Origin of the sequence: Endozoicomonas numazuensis, assembly GCF_000722635.1 — a bacterium.
In the GTDB taxonomy this organism is placed as follows: Bacteria; Pseudomonadota; Gammaproteobacteria; order Pseudomonadales; family Endozoicomonadaceae; genus Endozoicomonas_A; species Endozoicomonas_A numazuensis.
In genome coordinates this window covers 165,336-180,519 of the sequence record NZ_JOKH01000004.1, presented here as the reverse complement: position 1 = coordinate 180,519, position 15,184 = coordinate 165,336, and the positions used below count along the sequence as shown (strand labels likewise).

The following is a 15,184-nucleotide window of genomic DNA, read 5'->3' as shown; positions in this document are numbered from 1 at the left end:
CTGCCTGCGTCAGCCGTTAACGGCGTCTTTCAGGGCTTTACCTGGTTTGAAAGCTACTGTATTGCTGGCAGCAATCTGAATGGGTTCACCGGTTTGTGGATTTTTACCTGTACGTGCGGCTCTGCTACGTTGCAGGAAAGTACCAAATCCTACAAGACTAACAGTGTCTTCTTCTTTCAGAGCGGAGGTTATGGTTTCAATCAGGGCATTGAGTGCCTGATTAGCCTGTTCTTTTGTCAGATCTGCCTGGTCGGCAATAGCATTGACAAGTTCTGGTTTACGCATGGTGTCATGCACTCCTTCTTGTTTTTTTTATCTTCCGTTGGGCAAGCAACCATCAACAGACTAAAACACTGTAGAGGTTAGAGCAATAGCCTTTCGCCCGAAATAGGCGGGAATTACGCTAATTCGAGCAAATCAGCCTACTTCAGCCATTTCAAAGTCGTCTTTACCGACACCGCAGTCAGGGCAGAGCCAGTCTTCAGGCACGTCTTCCCAGCGAGTTCCCGGTTCAATCCCTTCATCTGGCCAGCCTTCAGCTTCATCGTATATCAGGCCGCAAACAACACACTGCCATTTCTTCATTATTGACCTCCAAACACCATTCTCTCTAGCTGATTCTTATGGGTGTTGACGGGGAGTTTAACAAGCTTGCCCATAAAAGGGATAATCTGACTTATCTTTTTGTCCGGTCAGTCTCTTTATTGAGACACTTGATCATAGTTGGATCAGGCTAATCCAGTTCAATCATTTCGAAATCCTGCTTGGCTGCGCCGCAGTCTGGGCACACCCAGCTGTCAGGTACGTTGCTCCAGGCTGTGCCCGGTTCAATTCCCTCTTCAGGCCAACCTTGCTCTTCGTCATAGATAAAACCACAAACAGTACACTGCCACTTCTTCATGTCTATAGCCCTTCAAAAGTCAGTAACAACTGTCGCTATTTTATACAACACAAGCCAATCATGGATGAAAAAAAAGGAATCTGTGCCACTCTCAATGAGCTTTTTTACAACCTTGCTGGTGTAGTAATGAATATTATTTTCAGACAAGTATTAGTTGGGCTTTCAGTTGCTTTTTTAGTGCCTCTGACATCGGTATATGGACATGTCTTTTATTGCCCCCCGGGGGAGAAAATTACTCTGGATCAGCAAGCATCAAAAAGGCTTTGGGCAGCACCTGTGCAGCAGGCACCAGATAATGCCCCATACTTTTTCAAGGCACTGCGTTATACCGCAGAGTCGCTTGTGGAAGAGATGGGTTCCAGAGATCACCATGATGACGTTACACATCCTGACCCCAATTCTGAATTGCAGTTTCTCAAGGCTTATTACAATGGCGATGAACCTTTCCGATATGGTTGTATTTATGCCGATAAGAATAACGCTCAGTTCAAAATTAAGCTGACATTCAGTGATGTCAAAATTCCAGGATCGAATCTGCCATTACTGGTTAGAACTTTTGGCGGTGAATGGAATAAAAGCAAAGACGGAACCTGCAGGATCCGTGGAAGGTGTGGTTTTTTTGTACCCGAAGTGTCTATCCGGTATGAACTCATATCCGGCGTTGAGCTGGGAGATAAAGACGCCGGAATTACACTCATGGGGTTGTTTGATAGAGATAACAGACCGAAAAACATGACATTTCCAGCCACGCCTGGGCGGCATTACAGAATGGAGTCAGAAGCCGTATTCCAAAGGTCGGGTGTAACCCGGCTTCTGTTGAACTATCTAGGCAGGGAAATGGAAATGTTCAGTTTTCTACGAGCCGCTGGTTTCCAGACAAAAACGAGGCCTTACTGCAGTTTTAAATTCGATAAAGTTGAGGTCTGTGACTGTACCGAACAAAATATTCAGGAAGGACGGAGGACTCACACCCATTTAACGTTGGATATCTATCAAGGGGTCGATGATCATAAAGCGACCAGTAAGCTCAGTTGTGATTTATACAGCCTTCCTTTCTCGGGCTGCGATTACACACCTCATAACCATGAAGATCACGAAGAACTTTAATCCGTTATAAGTTAGCAATAAAAAGCTGTGGGCTCTGTTGATATCAGAGCCCTATTTCCATCAGTTCATGGATACTTTGATCATGTTGTCTTTGTCAGATTGCAGCTGCTGATACCATTGGGCCAGCTGTTGACGTTCTTCTTCCGTCATTGCTGTTCGGTTTGCCAGCGGCATGATCTGTGTCTGAACGGTCTGACTGAAGATCTTATCCGCTTTGCTGGCGATGGATTCATAATCATCAAAAATCAATCCACCTGGCGCAGTCTGAAAAAGAGGATCTGTTGGCTGGGCAGCATGGCAGGTAGAGCAGCGGCTGGTAACAATCTCAACAATTTCATTTTCGTCAAAGGCCGGTTGTTCGGCGATCTCGGGTAAAGGCGCTATTTGTGGTCGGATGACCAATGCCAGACTCATCATCACCACGGCAGCAGCAGGCCAGAGCCAGGTTAATACAGCCCCCTGGTTACGACGGTTAAAGAAATGCCGGATCAGAATCGCAGCCAGCGACAAGGCTGCAAGAATCGCCCAATTCAAGTCATGACCATAAGTCATCGGATAATGCCCACTGATCATGATAAACAACAGAGGCAGAGTGAAGTAGTTGTTATGTCTTGAGCGCAGCAGTGCGTGCTGGGCTATAGCTGGGTCAAAACTGCTGTCACCTCTCTCGGCCGCGTCAACCAGCTTTCTCTGGGATGGAATGATAATTTGGAAGACATTTCCTACCATCAGCGTGCCGATCAGGGCGCCTACATGAATATAAGCGGCTCTGTCGCTGAATAGCTGAGCATATCCCCAGGCAGCGAATACTATCAGCCCAAATAATACTGCGCTGAACAGTTTTTCACTTTTAAACAACGGGGTACGGCAAAGAAAATCGTAAATAAGCCAGCTCACCAGTAAGCTGAATGCACTGACTGCAATGGCTGAAGCTGAGGAAAGGGGTGAGTCGGGTGTTAACAGATAACGGTCTGCTCCCCAGTAATAGATGATGGCCAGTAAGCCGAAACCACTGAGCCAGGTGATATAGGCTTCCCACTTGAACCAGTGAAGGGTTTCGGGCATTTTTTCTGGTGCCAGGTGGTATTTGTTGACTTCATAGAAGCCACCCCCGTGAACAGCCCATAACTCACCTTTAATGCCTTTTTTCTGTTTGGCTTGAGGAGCTTTTTCCAGTCGGCCTTCCAGCCAGTTGAAGTAAAAGGAGGCACCGATCCAGGCAATCCCCGCTGTGACGTGCAACCATCGAAAGATCAGGTTCAACCAGTCCTGTAGATAAGATTCCATACTCAGTCTCTTCCTCAAGTTTCCTGACCCATGACAATGGCTTTCTCAATGACTCTGTCATCACCCATGACCATCAGGACACCCAGTAACTCTTCCAGTGTTTTTGTTTTTTCGGTTCTGAATTTCAGTAGTGGCGTAGCTTCAGGGTTAAGTACCAGAAAGTCGGCCTCGTTCCCGACCTGGAAATTGCCGATACGGTCGTCGAGATGCAGTGTTCTGGCTCCCCCCAGCGTGGCCAGGTAGAAAGCTTGAAGAGGAGAAATTGTATTCTCACTCAACTGAGATACCTGATAAGCGTCTTTCATGGTGCTGAGTAGACAAAGACTGGTGCCACCACCCACGTCTGTACCCAACCCAACACGGATATTCTTTTTTTTAGCTTTGGAAAAATTGAATAACCCGCTGCCCAGAAAAAGGTTCGAGCCTGGGCAGCAGGCAATGGATGAGTCAGTTTCAGCCATTCGATCCCAGCTTTGATCGCAGAGGTGGATGGAGTGAGCAAAGACAGATCTTGGCCCCAGCAGGCCGTGCTGGTCATAGACATCCAGATAGTGCTGACTGTCAGGAAACAGTGCCTGAACCCACTCTATTTCTCTGGGGTTTTCTGAAAGGTGGGTATGGAAGTAGAGATCTTTATATTCTTTAAGAAGTCGACCAGCCATGTAGAGTTGTCTGGATGAAGACGTTGGAGCAAAGCGTGGGGTAACGGCATAGGACAACCGGCCTTTGTTATGCCAGCGATCGATCAGTTGTTCAGAGTCTTCATAACTGCTTTCAGGTGTGTCGAGCAGATAGTCTGGAGCATTTCGGTCCATCATGACTTTGCCAGCAATCATCCGCATGTTGCGCTTTTTAGCGGCTTCGAAAAAAGCATCAACGGATTGGGGGGCTACTGTACCGAAAACCAGTGCTGTGGTGGTTCCATGGGAAAGACACTGATCCAGAAACAGTTCTGCTATTTCTTTTGCGTATTCAGCGTCTGAGAACTTAGCTTCGGCAGGAAATGTATATTGTTCCAGCCAGTCCAGCAGTTGTACTCCACAGCCCGCCATCACTTCCAGTTGGGGGTAATGGACATGAGTGTCTATAAACCCGGGTACGATCAGCTTGCCAGGGAGTTCTCTGACTTCACAGTCTTCTGGCAGTTGTTTCAATACTGTTTCAGCAGGACCACAGGCTTTGATAAACCCTGATTCAACCAGTAATCCACCGTCGTCAAAGTACTCCCAGTTTTGTTCCCCTTGCTCGGGGTCACCCAGAAAATGAAGTACTGGAGCTCGCCAGAAAGTAGAGGTGTTCATAACTGAGCTCCTACAGTCAGAGACAAATGTTCAGGTATTAAAACCTCATCACAGTTTTGTCCGGGACCCTTGCGGTCAATCACCAAATAGGAAATACCGCTACCCATAGAAAGCAGAGGGTGGTGCCAGGTACCAGGATAATAGTTGATGCCCTGAGAGCCATCAGTGGCAAAACAGCGAATATTGTTAAAGTCCGGCTCCTGGTTATTATCTGGGGCGACAACAATCAAAAAGGGTTGTTTTTCCAGAGGCATAAAGGCCTGACTGCCCATGGGGTGGCGTTCCAGCAAGTCGATGCAGTAAGGTTTTTGAATGGCTTGCGTATGGTAAATATGAATAGCCACTTCACCCTCGGCATCGGTTTGTATGTGGGTGAGATCGTTGAATTTGTGACAGCGGCCCTGGTTAATAGTCATGGCGTTACCACAGGCCTCGATCACATCACCGAACGGTTTGAAACTGTCGGCAGATAAGGGCTCTATGGGAAGAGCCCGACGGGTTAACGTTCTTGGCATGGGCGGGTGTCTCTTTGTTCTTATTGCTGGTTTGCTCAGGGTTGTGCCCGAAAAAGAGTGAGAATCAGCTTCCTCTGTAAGTTGAATACCCAAAGGGCGATATCAGTAATGGAATATGGTGGTGGCGATCATCACTGACTTCAAAAATGACTGAAACGGCTGGATAAAAGCATTTTTGTTGTTGGCGTCTGAAATAGTTCTGAATCGCAAAGTCCAGTTTATAAACACCTTTTGGAAGGTTGACCTCATCCGTTGTCAGACTATTTATTCTTCCGTCGTCGTTTGTGATGCCCTGTCCTGCCTCTACCCAGCTGTTTTCTACTTGCCTATACAGAATGACAGACACCTGATTGGCAGGATGGCCGCAAGCTGTGTCGAGGATGTGGGTGCTTATTCCGGTCATAACATCATGCCTTCTTTTGGCAGAGAGGTGTTTTTCAACATTCTGCACAGGCGAATGCGAGTGATTTTAAGTTGCTCAGAAGCAGCGATTGATATTTCCTCTGCCGGTTCATTCTTCAAACGTTCTTCAAGAAGTGTCAGCATCTCACCAGCACTTTTACCGGTTGCGAAGACAATGAAAATATAGCCGAACTGGTTTTCATACTGTTTGTTACCTTCAGCCAGTGCCTGCAGGATTTTTTCGTCCGCTTCATCAACACCAGACTGTTCATGTCCTGCCATGGTTTGAGTATTCGCGTATCTTGCTTTCAAACTGTTGATATCACCGATTTTCGGATGAGCATCAAACGCTTCAAGGTAATCGGGTTTCTGGCAATGAGACCATACTGCATCAGAGGCTATAAGCAGGCTTTCAATATTGGCAAAAGGTCTTGCTGCGACCATGCAATCTACCCAGTGGCTGCTAGCGCAGCATTGGCGGAAGAGCTCTGCTGCCTGCGCTTCACCCAGGGTGTTCAGTTCATTCAATGTCATTGGTTTTTCTCCGGCTGGCCTACGACTCTTAATCTGGATACACCACCATCCGGGAAAATATTCAGGCGGACATGGGTGTAGATTGCTTCTGAATTTTCCAGGCTTTCTACAAAAGAGTGATTACGGTGTGCATGAAGCTTCTGTTCGGGCAGAAGACTGTGCCACTGCGTGCTGTCGTCAGGCACTTCTCCTTCAAAATAACAGCCTTCCAGACTTCCCCTGTCGGGATAGTTCCCTTTGAAATGCAGGGTATCGATTTCAACCCGACCCACTGTTCCGGGTGTGGAGAGTCTGATGATCATCCAGTCATGTCCACCCTTGCGTCTTCTGCGTGTTTCCCAGCCATCGTGCATATCTGCACCCCGTCCCGGGCGAAGCAGGTTGTGCATCGGACTGAAGAAGGCATCTGAGCAGCTGACGGGGCGGGCGCCATTCATAAGGGCAGACAGGTCAACAGGTTCATGGGGGAGCCGGTGCTGAGTATTGAACAGGATTTTTCCGTAGACTCTAAGGCGGGCAACACCACCATCGGGGAAAATTCTCAGGCGAATATGAGTGGCTTCAACCGGTTTATCCAGACTGATCAGGTTACGATGGTCGGCATTGATCGCAATTCTGGCCGTCATGTTCTGCCAGCTACTGTGCTCGTTGGGGTCTGATTCACTGGCGATATATTCCAGCTGAACGGCACCTGGTGCATTGCCTTTGAAGTGACGAGTATCGACTTCTATTCCTTCAACCATTCCCAGGGTTACAAGTCTGACGATGACCCAGTCATGGTCGCCACTGCGGCGACGACGAGACTCCCAGCCGTCCATCCATTTGCCGTAAGCCGTGTATTTCTCCGGGAGAAATACGGGTTCAGAGTCCAGTAGAAGGTTATCCTTTTCTGCAAAGAAGTCATCGCTTGCAGACAGTACATCGCCGCCCAGAGCCCGGGCGGCAAGGTCGACTTTCGTCTGTCGCCATAGCGTGGCTTCTTGAGGGTCTTCAGCCAATTTTTCCATTAAAGATCCTGAATTGTTGTTAGTGTTATCGAGAAATTTTCTGTCACCTGTGCAGGGTGATTGAGGGGGATTTCTTCTTTATGGTCTGACACCACTGAGGGGGTGGCTTTTTATTGTGGAACTGCAAAATTCCCAAGTCCTCTTCCCGTTTCCGTTGATGCAATGATCTTCATTACCGGCTTATGACAGTTGGTGAACTTATAAACTTAATGTTGACCAATTAGTCAGACTTTGGGAGTTTATGCCATAGATACTACGGATCAATCAATATATTGATTTGGAACAATGACAATAGTGCAATAAAAAGTGCAATAAAAAGTGCAATAAAAAGTGCAATAAAAAGTGCAATAAAAAGTGCAATAAAAAGTGCAATAAAAAGTGCAATAAAAATATTTTCGAATGACTCACTCGCGACAAACTGTTTTCAAAATATTTTTAAAAACATAAGAAAAATAAGCCGGAGTTCAGAATGGATCACAGGGATAACCACTACCCAAGGGACTTAATAGGCTATGGAAACACCCCTCCTCTTCCAAAATGGCCTGAGCAGTCACGCATTGCAGTTCAGTTTGTCATTAATTATGAAGAGGGCGGTGAGAACTCTGTGCTCCATGGTGACAAAGGTTCAGAAGCTTTCCTTTCAGAAATTATTGGTGCTCAGTCGTATGAAGGGATGCGCCATATCAGTATGGAATCCATCTACGATTATGGTGCCAGAGCGGGTTTCTGGAGGCTGCATCGTATCTTTACCCAGAGAAATATTCCGGTGACCGTTTATGCTGTGGCGATGGCCATGCAGCGTAATCCTCAAGTCATTCAGGCTATGCTCGATGCTGATTGGGAGATAGCCAGCCACGGCTATCGTTGGATTGATTACCAGTTTCATGATCTCAATGAAGAGCGTGAGCATATGCAAAAAGCCCTTCAGATCCATACAGAAATGACAGGCCAGAAACCTTCAGGCTGGTATACAGGTCGTTGCAGTCCGCAGACAGAACAGCTGGTGGCTGAAGAGGGTGATTTTCTCTATCACGCTGACAGTTATGCAGATGATCTGCCCTATTGGGATACCCGATTTGCTAAGCCACAGTTAGTGGTGCCCTATACACTGGACTGTAACGATATGCGTTTTGCTACAGCTCAGGGGTTTAACTCTGGAGATCAGTTTTTTCACTATTTGAAAGATACGTTTGATGTGCTCTATGAGGAGGGAGCAGAACAACCAAAGATGATGTCAGTAGGTTTGCATTGTCGTTTGGTTGGCAGACCGGGTCGAGCGGCTGCGCTCATACGTTTTCTGGATTATGTGCAATCGAAAGATAGTGTCTGGCTATGTACTCGAGAGCAGATTGCCCGACATTGGCATGAGCAGCATCCTTGCGAAGCGCCCGAAGCAAAAGTAGCCAGTGTTGCTGAACCCGCTTGAATATTGAAACTCAAAAGGGAAAGAGTGTGTTCACACCTTCCCTTGTTAAGCTGGAGCTTCAGTGGCTCCAGCTTAACATTCACTCTTTATTTGACCCACTGAACCAGTCGGTCTTTTGGAGTACGTGTCTTGGCCCTGGGTTCTTCCTGACGGTAACCAAAAGCTACCAGGCAACTGATACCAAAGTGGTGACGATCCAGCAAACCTTCCTGCTCAAAGATATCTTCCAGAGGGTCACGGTCAAACCCTTCCACCGGGCAGGAATCAATTCCGATCTGGGCAGCAACACTCATCATGTTACCCAGTGCGATGTAAGTCTGCTTACAGGACCAGTCAAACATGGCTCTGGGGGATTCAGTCAGCTTAAAGTGATCTGTCTGGAATGTTTTGTAGAAGCCACTTTTCAGGTCAACAATCTCATCAGGGAGTTGTTCTATTTCTCGCATGTGCTGTTCAATGTAAGAGGAACTGTAAATCACGCCGGGTTCCTTGCGAGCCAGAATCACCATGAAATGACTGGCTGTTGGCAACTGGCCTTCGGCCCCCCAGCAAACTGGAAGCATTTTCTTTCTTACTTCCATGTTATCAATTACCAGAAATTTCCAGGGTTCGAACCCAAATGAACTAGGCGACAGGATTCCTGCATCCAGAATAAAACTAAAATCTTCATCGGGTATCTTTTTGTCAGTATCAAAGCTTTTGCAGGCGTGGCGGAACTGAAATGCTTGCAGTATCTGTTCTTTGGTTGTTTCTTTCATGAGGGGTTCCAATCGTGAAAAACAGGGAGCGAAACAGACTGTATTCTGAATAGTATAAAAAAGGAAGAAAGCACATTTTTGTTAGGTAGTATGCATTTTTTATCTTAAGGATAATTTTGATACTATAGGAGGAAATGAATACTTGGGGGAAGTGATATGCCGGATTCTTTTGAATCAAACCGCTTACAGGCGCTGGAAAACAACTATGAAAAAGGGCTTGTTGCTTGCCCGGTAGAGGTGGCGCTCAATATCATTGGCGGGAAATGGAAAGGGGTTATTCTCTACAAGCTGAGAGTGGGAACTCTGCGTTTCAGTGAACTCAAACGTCGAATGCCCAGAGTGACTCAGAGAATGCTAACGCTTCAGTTGAGAAGTCTTGAAGAAGATGGGCTTGTTGAAAGGACAATCTATCCTGAAGTCCCTCCGAGAGTGGAATACAACCTGACTGAGCTAGGTCAGAGCCTGTCTCCGGTCATTGACCAGTTAATGGTCTGGGGAGTCCATTATCAGCAGGCTCAGGGAGTGAGCGAATAGCTCAGTCATCTACTTGTGGCGTAAACAGCTGGAAGCTGTCCTGGGAGATAAAGCTCAAACCTCCAGCCGATGGGGTGTAGTACTGACTATCAGTTTTTCTGAGATAAGCCAGATAGGACTGACCCGCATCAAGAACAGGAATAGAGCTGGGTCCGATGAAATAAGGCTCTGGAATACGATGAAAATATTTGATTTTAAGGGTGCTCCCTTCACTCAGTTCGTTTTCTGAACGCAGTGCATCATCAATGACCACAGTGACTGAGCAATGTAAGAGTCGGCTGTTGTTTTCATCAACATGAACACTGACTTTTTTGACCGTGATAATCAGTTCTTCCGGAGAAATTTCCTGCCACTCTTCGTAGACGTCTGGGGGGAGTTCGGCAAAAGCAATGTTAAGCAACAGTAATCCAGCTAACACCGATAGGAGATACTTTGCAGTCATTATTTTCTTCCTTGAAAAAATACGATTCAGTTTGATCTCAGAGTGATCCGCCAGGGACAGTCCGTTTGTCCAGAGTGCTTTTCTATAAAGTGAGCCTATATAAAAATATAGGCTACTAGGAGGCTGACCGAGAATAGACAGTCCGGCCTAAAATCCAGAAAGAACGGCCATCTTTTCCACTGGATTTGCTTAAATAGGTCAACTATTCGCACAAATCCAGTGAAAAAGCTGACTCGTTCTACTGAATTTTATGCTCGGACGCTATTCTCGGTCAGCCTCCTAGGCTGGAGAAGTGTGCAGCCTCACTTGAATGAGACTGCATGGTCTAAGAGAACGTCAGGCGGGAGTGGTGTCCAGTAATGTTTTGAGTGCTTGCCAGGGGATACCCTCTCGCTTCCCGGAAAGGCTGTTACGAGCGCCATTTTTGACTGACAGTATTTCTCCGGCAATGGCAATGGCAATCTCGGCAGGTTGTCTGCCCCCGACATTACTCAGTCCAACAGGACATCTCATGTGTTCTATCTGATTCTGTTTAAAGCCTTTGTGTTCAAGCCGTTGGCGGAACCTGTTGGCTTTCGTTTCTGAGCCTATGACTCCCAGCCAGGGATTGTCGGAGCGTTTTAATGTTTGCTCTGCAATCGCATAATCCAGTTGATGATTGTGAGTAACGACCAGCACAAACGTTTCTTCAGGCAGCAAAGCGACCTCTTCTTCAGGTTTTTCACTGATGACCCGGTTCACATTAATGGGCAGTGTTTGTGGGAAAAGCTCTGGTCGGTTATCAATCCATATGATTTGGCAATCCAGTGGCGAAAGTACATGAATCATGGCTTTGCCTATGTGCCCGGCACCAAACACCGCAATGTTGAAGCGACAGCCTGCAATAGGTTCCAGAATAACGCTGACACTGCCTCCGCAACATTGGCCCAGTTTTGGACCGAGAGGGAAATGTTCCATAACAGGCTCAGTCTGACCTGAAGACATCAGCTCCCTGGCTTTATTAATGAGCAAAAACTCAAGGTGACCCCCACCCACAGTGTCAAAGCTGTGTTCTTTTGTCACCAGCATTTTGCTGCCTGACTTTCTGGGGGCGGAACCTGCTGAGCCGAGGATTGTTACCAGAACACCGGACCGACCTGAGTGTTTGAGTTCAGAGAGTGCATCAATCCACTCCATGGACTGTCTCCATTTTGTTCAGGGCTCGCGTCTGATCACTTGCTTTTATTTTTGTGATAGCTCTCAGAACTTTTTCAGGAGTAGCTGGCACGTCAATATCCGGGCTGACTCTGTAGTCTGACAGGCTCGATACAGCATCACGAATAGCAGACCATACCGAGATACTCAGCATCAGGGGAGGTTCCCCGGTCGCTTTCGAATGGTAAATAGTATGCTCCGGATTATCTTGCTCAAACAGTTCAACATTAAACACGGTCGGGAGGTCTTCAATTGTGGGAATCTTATAAGTGGCCGGACTGTTGCTCAGTAGTTTTCCCTCTTTATCCCAAACCACTTCTTCCGTGGTCATCCACCCCATTCCCTGAATAAAACCACCTTCAATCTGTCCACGATCAATAGCTGGATTTAACGATCGTCCAACGTCGTGCAGTATATCCGCTCGTTCAACTCGATATTCGCCAGTCAGAGTATCGACCAGTACTTCTGAAACCGAGGCACCACAGGAAAAGTAATAGAAAGGGCGGCCTTGGGCTTTTTCTCGGTCATAGTGAATTTCGGGAGTACTGTAAAAGCCTGAGCTGGAGAGTGAAACCCGGTTGAAATAGGCGGCCTGAATCAGTTCAACAAAAGGAATGGATCGCTCTTTCATGTGAACATGAGCGTCGGAGAACACAATATTCTCAGGCTCTTCCTGATAGTGTTCTGCAGCAAACTTAATCAGTCGATCACGTATCTTCTGACAGGCATCCTGGGCCGCTTTTCCATTCAGATCACTGCCACTGGAAGCAGCCGTCGGTGACGTGTTGGGCACTTTGTCAGTTCGGGTGGAGGTGACCTGTACCTGTTCCAGACCGACTCCGAACTCATGGGCAACGACTTGAGCAATTTTAACGTAAAGACCCTGCCCCATCTCTGTGCCACCGTGATTGACCTGAATACTGCCATCGGTATAGATATGAACCAATGCACCCGCCTGGTTGAGATGCTTGGCGGTAAAGGAAATACCAAACTTCACCGGGGTCATTGAAAGACCTTTTTTTAGTACAGGGCTGCCCCGGTTAAAAGCGGTAATCTGTTGTCTGCGTTTTCTGTATTCTGAACGCTTCTCCAACCTTGCCATCAATTCTGGCAGTACATTATGTTCAACCGTTTGATGATAATGAGTGACATTTCTTTCGCCAATACCGTATAAATTATTCAGGCGTACATCCAAAGGGTCCAGACCGGTTGCCCGGGCAATGTCGTCCATCGCCCGCTCTATTACCAACATACCCTGAGGGCCACCAAAGCCTCTGAAGGCGGTGTTGGAGGCCGTGTTCGTTCTACAACGATGGCCTGTGACTATGGCATTATCGAGATAGTAGGCATTGTCGGAGTGAAACATGGCCCGGTCGACGATAGCGTCCGTCAGGTCAGGTGAATAGCCTCCATCCCCTGCGACTTCTATTTCTATTCCTTTAAGAATGCCCTGGTTGTCAAAACCGGCCCTATAGCTTTGTCGAAAGGGATGGCGCTTGCCTGTAGACATCATGTCCTGCAGGCGATCGATTCGGAATTTAACGGGGCGACCTGTTTTATAAGCCAGTAATGCTGCGGTGCATGCTGGGCCTGCGGCCTGGGTTTCCTTGCCGCCAAAGCCGCCCCCCATACGTCGAACATCGGCAACGACTTTATTCAGTGGAATGCCCAGAACTTCAGCCACCAGTTTTTGTACTTCGGAAGGATGCTGACTGGAGGTGTAAACATGGAACTGATTATCTTCCAGCGGGACGACGCTGGCGACCTGACCTTCGAGATAAAAATGTTCCTGAGCTCCATTGCTCATGGTCCCTTCCAGCCGTCTTGGCGCCTCAGCAATAGCTCGGTTGGCATCACCTTTATGCATTACATGCTCTGGTCTCAGGAAGGACTCTTCCTGCATAGCCTGATTGATGCCCAGCACAGGGGTTAGCGGTTGGTATTTTATTGTGGCTTTTTGAGCTGCTTTCTTGGCGGCCAGATGCGAAGTGGCGGCTACAGCAAAAACAGGCTGTCCTACATAGTCGACCTTGCCATCAGCCAGCAGCATATCGCCCGGATAAACCGGACCAATATCTTTGTGTCCGGGAATGTCGTCCGCAGTGACAACCATAACGACTCCGGGACTGTTTCTGACAGCCTCCAGATCCATGCTGATGATTTGAGCATGAGCTTGGCTCGATAGACCAAACCCGGCATGAAGCTGGCCCGCCATATCAGGCCGATCATCAATGTAAGTAGCTGTGCCACTGACATGCATATGAGCACTGTCGTGTTTAGCAGTTTTGGATGAAATTCTGGTAGTAGCAATGTCCGGTAACTTACGCATGAGCAATAATCCTTGCAGTGTGTCCGGACATTTCCAGGAAGTATCTCTCCAGCAGGTTGCAGGCTGCCTGTAAACGATAGTCACTGCTGCCCCTGACGTCAGACAGTGGCTGGAATTCAGAACGAATGGCTTCCTGAGCCTGTCGCAAAGTTTCAGGGTTGGCTGGGCTTCCCATCAGTGCTGCTTCACAAGCCATAGCCCGTTTGGGTATTTCTGCCATACCACCCAATGCGACCCTTGCTTTAGTGACTAAACCTTTGTCGTTTAGCTCCAGGTTTATGGCGGCCAGAACAGCGGATATATCATCCCCATAACGTTTACTGAGCTTGTAAACTTTCAATTGATGGCTCTGCAATGGGATGTGTATACGGGCAATAAATTCGCTTTCTTCAAGAATGGTCTTTTTGTAGCCCAGATAAAAATCTTCCAGAGGAAGAGATCGAATATTGTTGCCTTTACGCAGTTCGATCTGAGCGTCCAGAGCCAATAGCACGGGAGGCGTGTCTCCAATAGGAGAAGCATTCCCGATATTGCCACCAATCGTTCCGGAATTTCGAATCTGTTGGGAGCCCAGCCGCGAGAGCATGCGGGCAAAATCTGGAAAATAGCTCGCTAACAGGGGCTCTAGCTCACGATAGGTAGCAGCAGAGCCAATCGTTAATACCTGATGGGAACAAGTGACTTCTTTCAATTCTGTAACCGAGGTCAGTGTCACCAGCGCAGGTAGTTCTCTTAGCTGTTGAGTGACTTCCAGTCCAAGGTCTGTACCTCCGGCAAGCAGTCTGGCTTGAGGGCGTTTCAGCAGATAGTCCGCAAGTTCTTGCTCAGAATTGGGCATGAAAACCCCGGCTGCGGAGTTATCTAGCTGGCTTTTCAAGGCGCTTAGTTTCTGAAGGGTTTCCTGTTCCTGATGCTTGAATCTGTCTGATGGTGTGAGCTTTGCGATTTCATTGGCGGCATCAACGATGGGTTGATAACCGGTACAGCGGCAGAGGTTACCACCGAGAGCTTCGGTCATTTCTGGTCGGCTTTCAGGGAGTTCATGGTGAAAGGCAAACAAGGACATGATGATCCCGGGGGTACAGAAACCACATTGAGAACCATGGTGGTCTACCATGGCCTGTTGTACGGGATGTAATGTTTTACCTTCAGCAAGATCTTCAACAGTGATCAGTTGTTTGCCGTTAAGAGCGGGCAGCAGAGCGATACAGGCGTTAATTGTCTGATAATTCAAGCGGTCATTCTTCGGTTCGACTATCACTACGGTACAGGCTCCGCAGTCTCCTGAGCAGCAGCCCTCCTTGGTACCGGTTTTTCTGTCCGGTTTGTGGCTGTGATTACCTCTGAGGTAGTCGAGTATTGTGGTATCTGAGGGAGTATTCTCGAGTTCAACCAGAGTCTCGTTGAGCAAAAATCGAATCACGTCGACCTGACTCCTTTATTCTAA

The 15,184-nt window shown here is 47.6% G+C and carries 17 protein-coding genes; 3 read left to right on the top strand and 14 right to left on the bottom strand.

Annotated features, from left to right (window positions below):
* Nucleotides 1-9 precede the first annotated feature (9 nt).
* The 3 genes from GZ78_RS17550 to GZ78_RS17540 form a co-directional block, all read right to left on the bottom strand.
* Nucleotides 10-285, bottom strand: a complete 276-nt coding sequence (locus tag GZ78_RS17550) for an HU family DNA-binding protein (RefSeq protein ID WP_034838914.1) — start codon at nucleotides 283-285, stop codon at nucleotides 10-12.
* 132 nt (nucleotides 286-417) lie between these two features.
* Complete coding sequence (locus GZ78_RS17545; RefSeq protein ID WP_034838912.1) at nucleotides 418-585, bottom strand: rubredoxin; 168 nt, start codon at nucleotides 583-585, stop codon at nucleotides 418-420.
* Between the two features lie 148 nt (nucleotides 586-733).
* A complete protein-coding gene (locus GZ78_RS17540; protein ID WP_034838909.1) occupies nucleotides 734-901 on the bottom strand; it encodes a rubredoxin in 168 nt (55 codons plus the stop codon).
* Nucleotides 902-1,027: 126 nt separating this feature from the next.
* Here GZ78_RS17540 and GZ78_RS17535 point away from each other — a divergent pair, with 126 nt between their 5' ends.
* Nucleotides 1,028-2,008, top strand: a complete 981-nt coding sequence (locus GZ78_RS17535) for a hypothetical protein (protein ID WP_236631612.1) — start codon at nucleotides 1,028-1,030, stop codon at nucleotides 2,006-2,008.
* A 60-nt stretch (nucleotides 2,009-2,068) separates the two neighbouring features.
* Here the strand turns inward: GZ78_RS17535 and GZ78_RS17530 are convergent, their stop codons facing one another.
* From GZ78_RS17530 to alc, 6 genes are all read right to left on the bottom strand, one after another.
* Complete coding sequence (locus tag GZ78_RS17530; RefSeq protein WP_034838904.1) at nucleotides 2,069-3,295, bottom strand: urate hydroxylase PuuD; 1,227 nt, start codon at nucleotides 3,293-3,295, stop codon at nucleotides 2,069-2,071.
* Between the two features lie 14 nt (nucleotides 3,296-3,309).
* Nucleotides 3,310-4,596 carry a guanine deaminase gene (guaD, locus tag GZ78_RS17525; protein ID WP_034838901.1) on the bottom strand — a complete coding sequence of 429 codons (1,287 nt, stop codon included), beginning with the start codon at nucleotides 4,594-4,596 and terminating at the stop codon, nucleotides 3,310-3,312.
* The gene (locus GZ78_RS17520) at nucleotides 4,593-5,111 is read right to left on the bottom strand and encodes an ureidoglycolate lyase (protein WP_034838899.1); all 519 of its coding nucleotides are present in this window, start codon (nucleotides 5,109-5,111) and stop codon (nucleotides 4,593-4,595) included. Before GZ78_RS17520 ends, guaD begins: the two co-directional genes overlap by 4 nt.
* Nucleotides 5,112-5,175: 64 nt before the next feature.
* Complete coding sequence (gene uraH, locus GZ78_RS17515) at nucleotides 5,176-5,514, bottom strand: hydroxyisourate hydrolase (protein WP_034838897.1); 339 nt, start codon at nucleotides 5,512-5,514, stop codon at nucleotides 5,176-5,178.
* Entirely contained in the window at nucleotides 5,511-6,047 is a 537-nt protein-coding gene (uraD, locus tag GZ78_RS17510; RefSeq protein WP_034838895.1) for a 2-oxo-4-hydroxy-4-carboxy-5-ureidoimidazoline decarboxylase, read from the bottom strand. The genes uraH and uraD overlap by 4 nt, the downstream gene beginning before the upstream one ends.
* A complete protein-coding gene (alc, locus tag GZ78_RS17505; protein WP_034838892.1) occupies nucleotides 6,044-7,054 on the bottom strand; it encodes an allantoicase in 1,011 nt (336 codons plus the stop codon). The genes uraD and alc overlap by 4 nt, the downstream gene beginning before the upstream one ends.
* 469 nt (nucleotides 7,055-7,523) lie before the next feature.
* Between alc and puuE the strand changes: the two genes are divergently transcribed.
* Nucleotides 7,524-8,480 carry an allantoinase PuuE gene (puuE, locus tag GZ78_RS17500; protein WP_034838891.1) on the top strand — a complete coding sequence of 319 codons (957 nt, stop codon included), beginning with the start codon at nucleotides 7,524-7,526 and terminating at the stop codon, nucleotides 8,478-8,480.
* Nucleotides 8,481-8,566: 86 nt separating this feature from the next.
* Here puuE and GZ78_RS17495 read toward each other — a convergent pair whose 3' ends face one another.
* The gene (locus tag GZ78_RS17495) at nucleotides 8,567-9,238 is read right to left on the bottom strand and encodes an NAD(P)H-dependent oxidoreductase (RefSeq protein WP_152558800.1); all 672 of its coding nucleotides are present in this window, start codon (nucleotides 9,236-9,238) and stop codon (nucleotides 8,567-8,569) included.
* Between the two features lie 156 nt (nucleotides 9,239-9,394).
* On the opposite strand from GZ78_RS17495, the gene GZ78_RS17490 reads away from it, so the two are divergent.
* Nucleotides 9,395-9,772 (top strand): winged helix-turn-helix transcriptional regulator, encoded by a 378-nt coding sequence (locus GZ78_RS17490; RefSeq protein WP_081869919.1) that lies wholly within the window; start codon nucleotides 9,395-9,397, stop codon nucleotides 9,770-9,772.
* Nucleotide 9,773: 1 nt separating this feature from the next.
* On the opposite strand, the gene GZ78_RS17485 is transcribed toward GZ78_RS17490, so the two are convergent.
* From GZ78_RS17485 to xdhA, 4 genes are all read right to left on the bottom strand, one after another.
* Complete coding sequence (locus GZ78_RS17485; RefSeq protein WP_034838886.1) at nucleotides 9,774-10,214, bottom strand: hypothetical protein; 441 nt, start codon at nucleotides 10,212-10,214, stop codon at nucleotides 9,774-9,776.
* A gap of 336 nt (nucleotides 10,215-10,550) precedes the next feature.
* On the bottom strand, nucleotides 10,551-11,390 hold the full coding sequence (gene xdhC / locus GZ78_RS17480; RefSeq protein ID WP_034838883.1) for a xanthine dehydrogenase accessory protein XdhC: 840 nt from the start codon (nucleotides 11,388-11,390) through the stop codon (nucleotides 10,551-10,553).
* Entirely contained in the window at nucleotides 11,377-13,737 is a 2,361-nt protein-coding gene (gene xdhB, locus GZ78_RS17475; protein WP_051786307.1) for a xanthine dehydrogenase molybdopterin binding subunit, read from the bottom strand. The genes xdhC and xdhB overlap by 14 nt, the downstream gene beginning before the upstream one ends.
* Nucleotides 13,730-15,160: a xanthine dehydrogenase small subunit gene (xdhA, locus tag GZ78_RS17470; protein WP_034838880.1), complete on the bottom strand. Its 1,431-nt coding sequence runs from the start codon at nucleotides 15,158-15,160 to the stop codon at nucleotides 13,730-13,732. The genes xdhB and xdhA overlap by 8 nt, the downstream gene beginning before the upstream one ends.
* Nucleotides 15,161-15,184 lie beyond the last annotated feature (24 nt).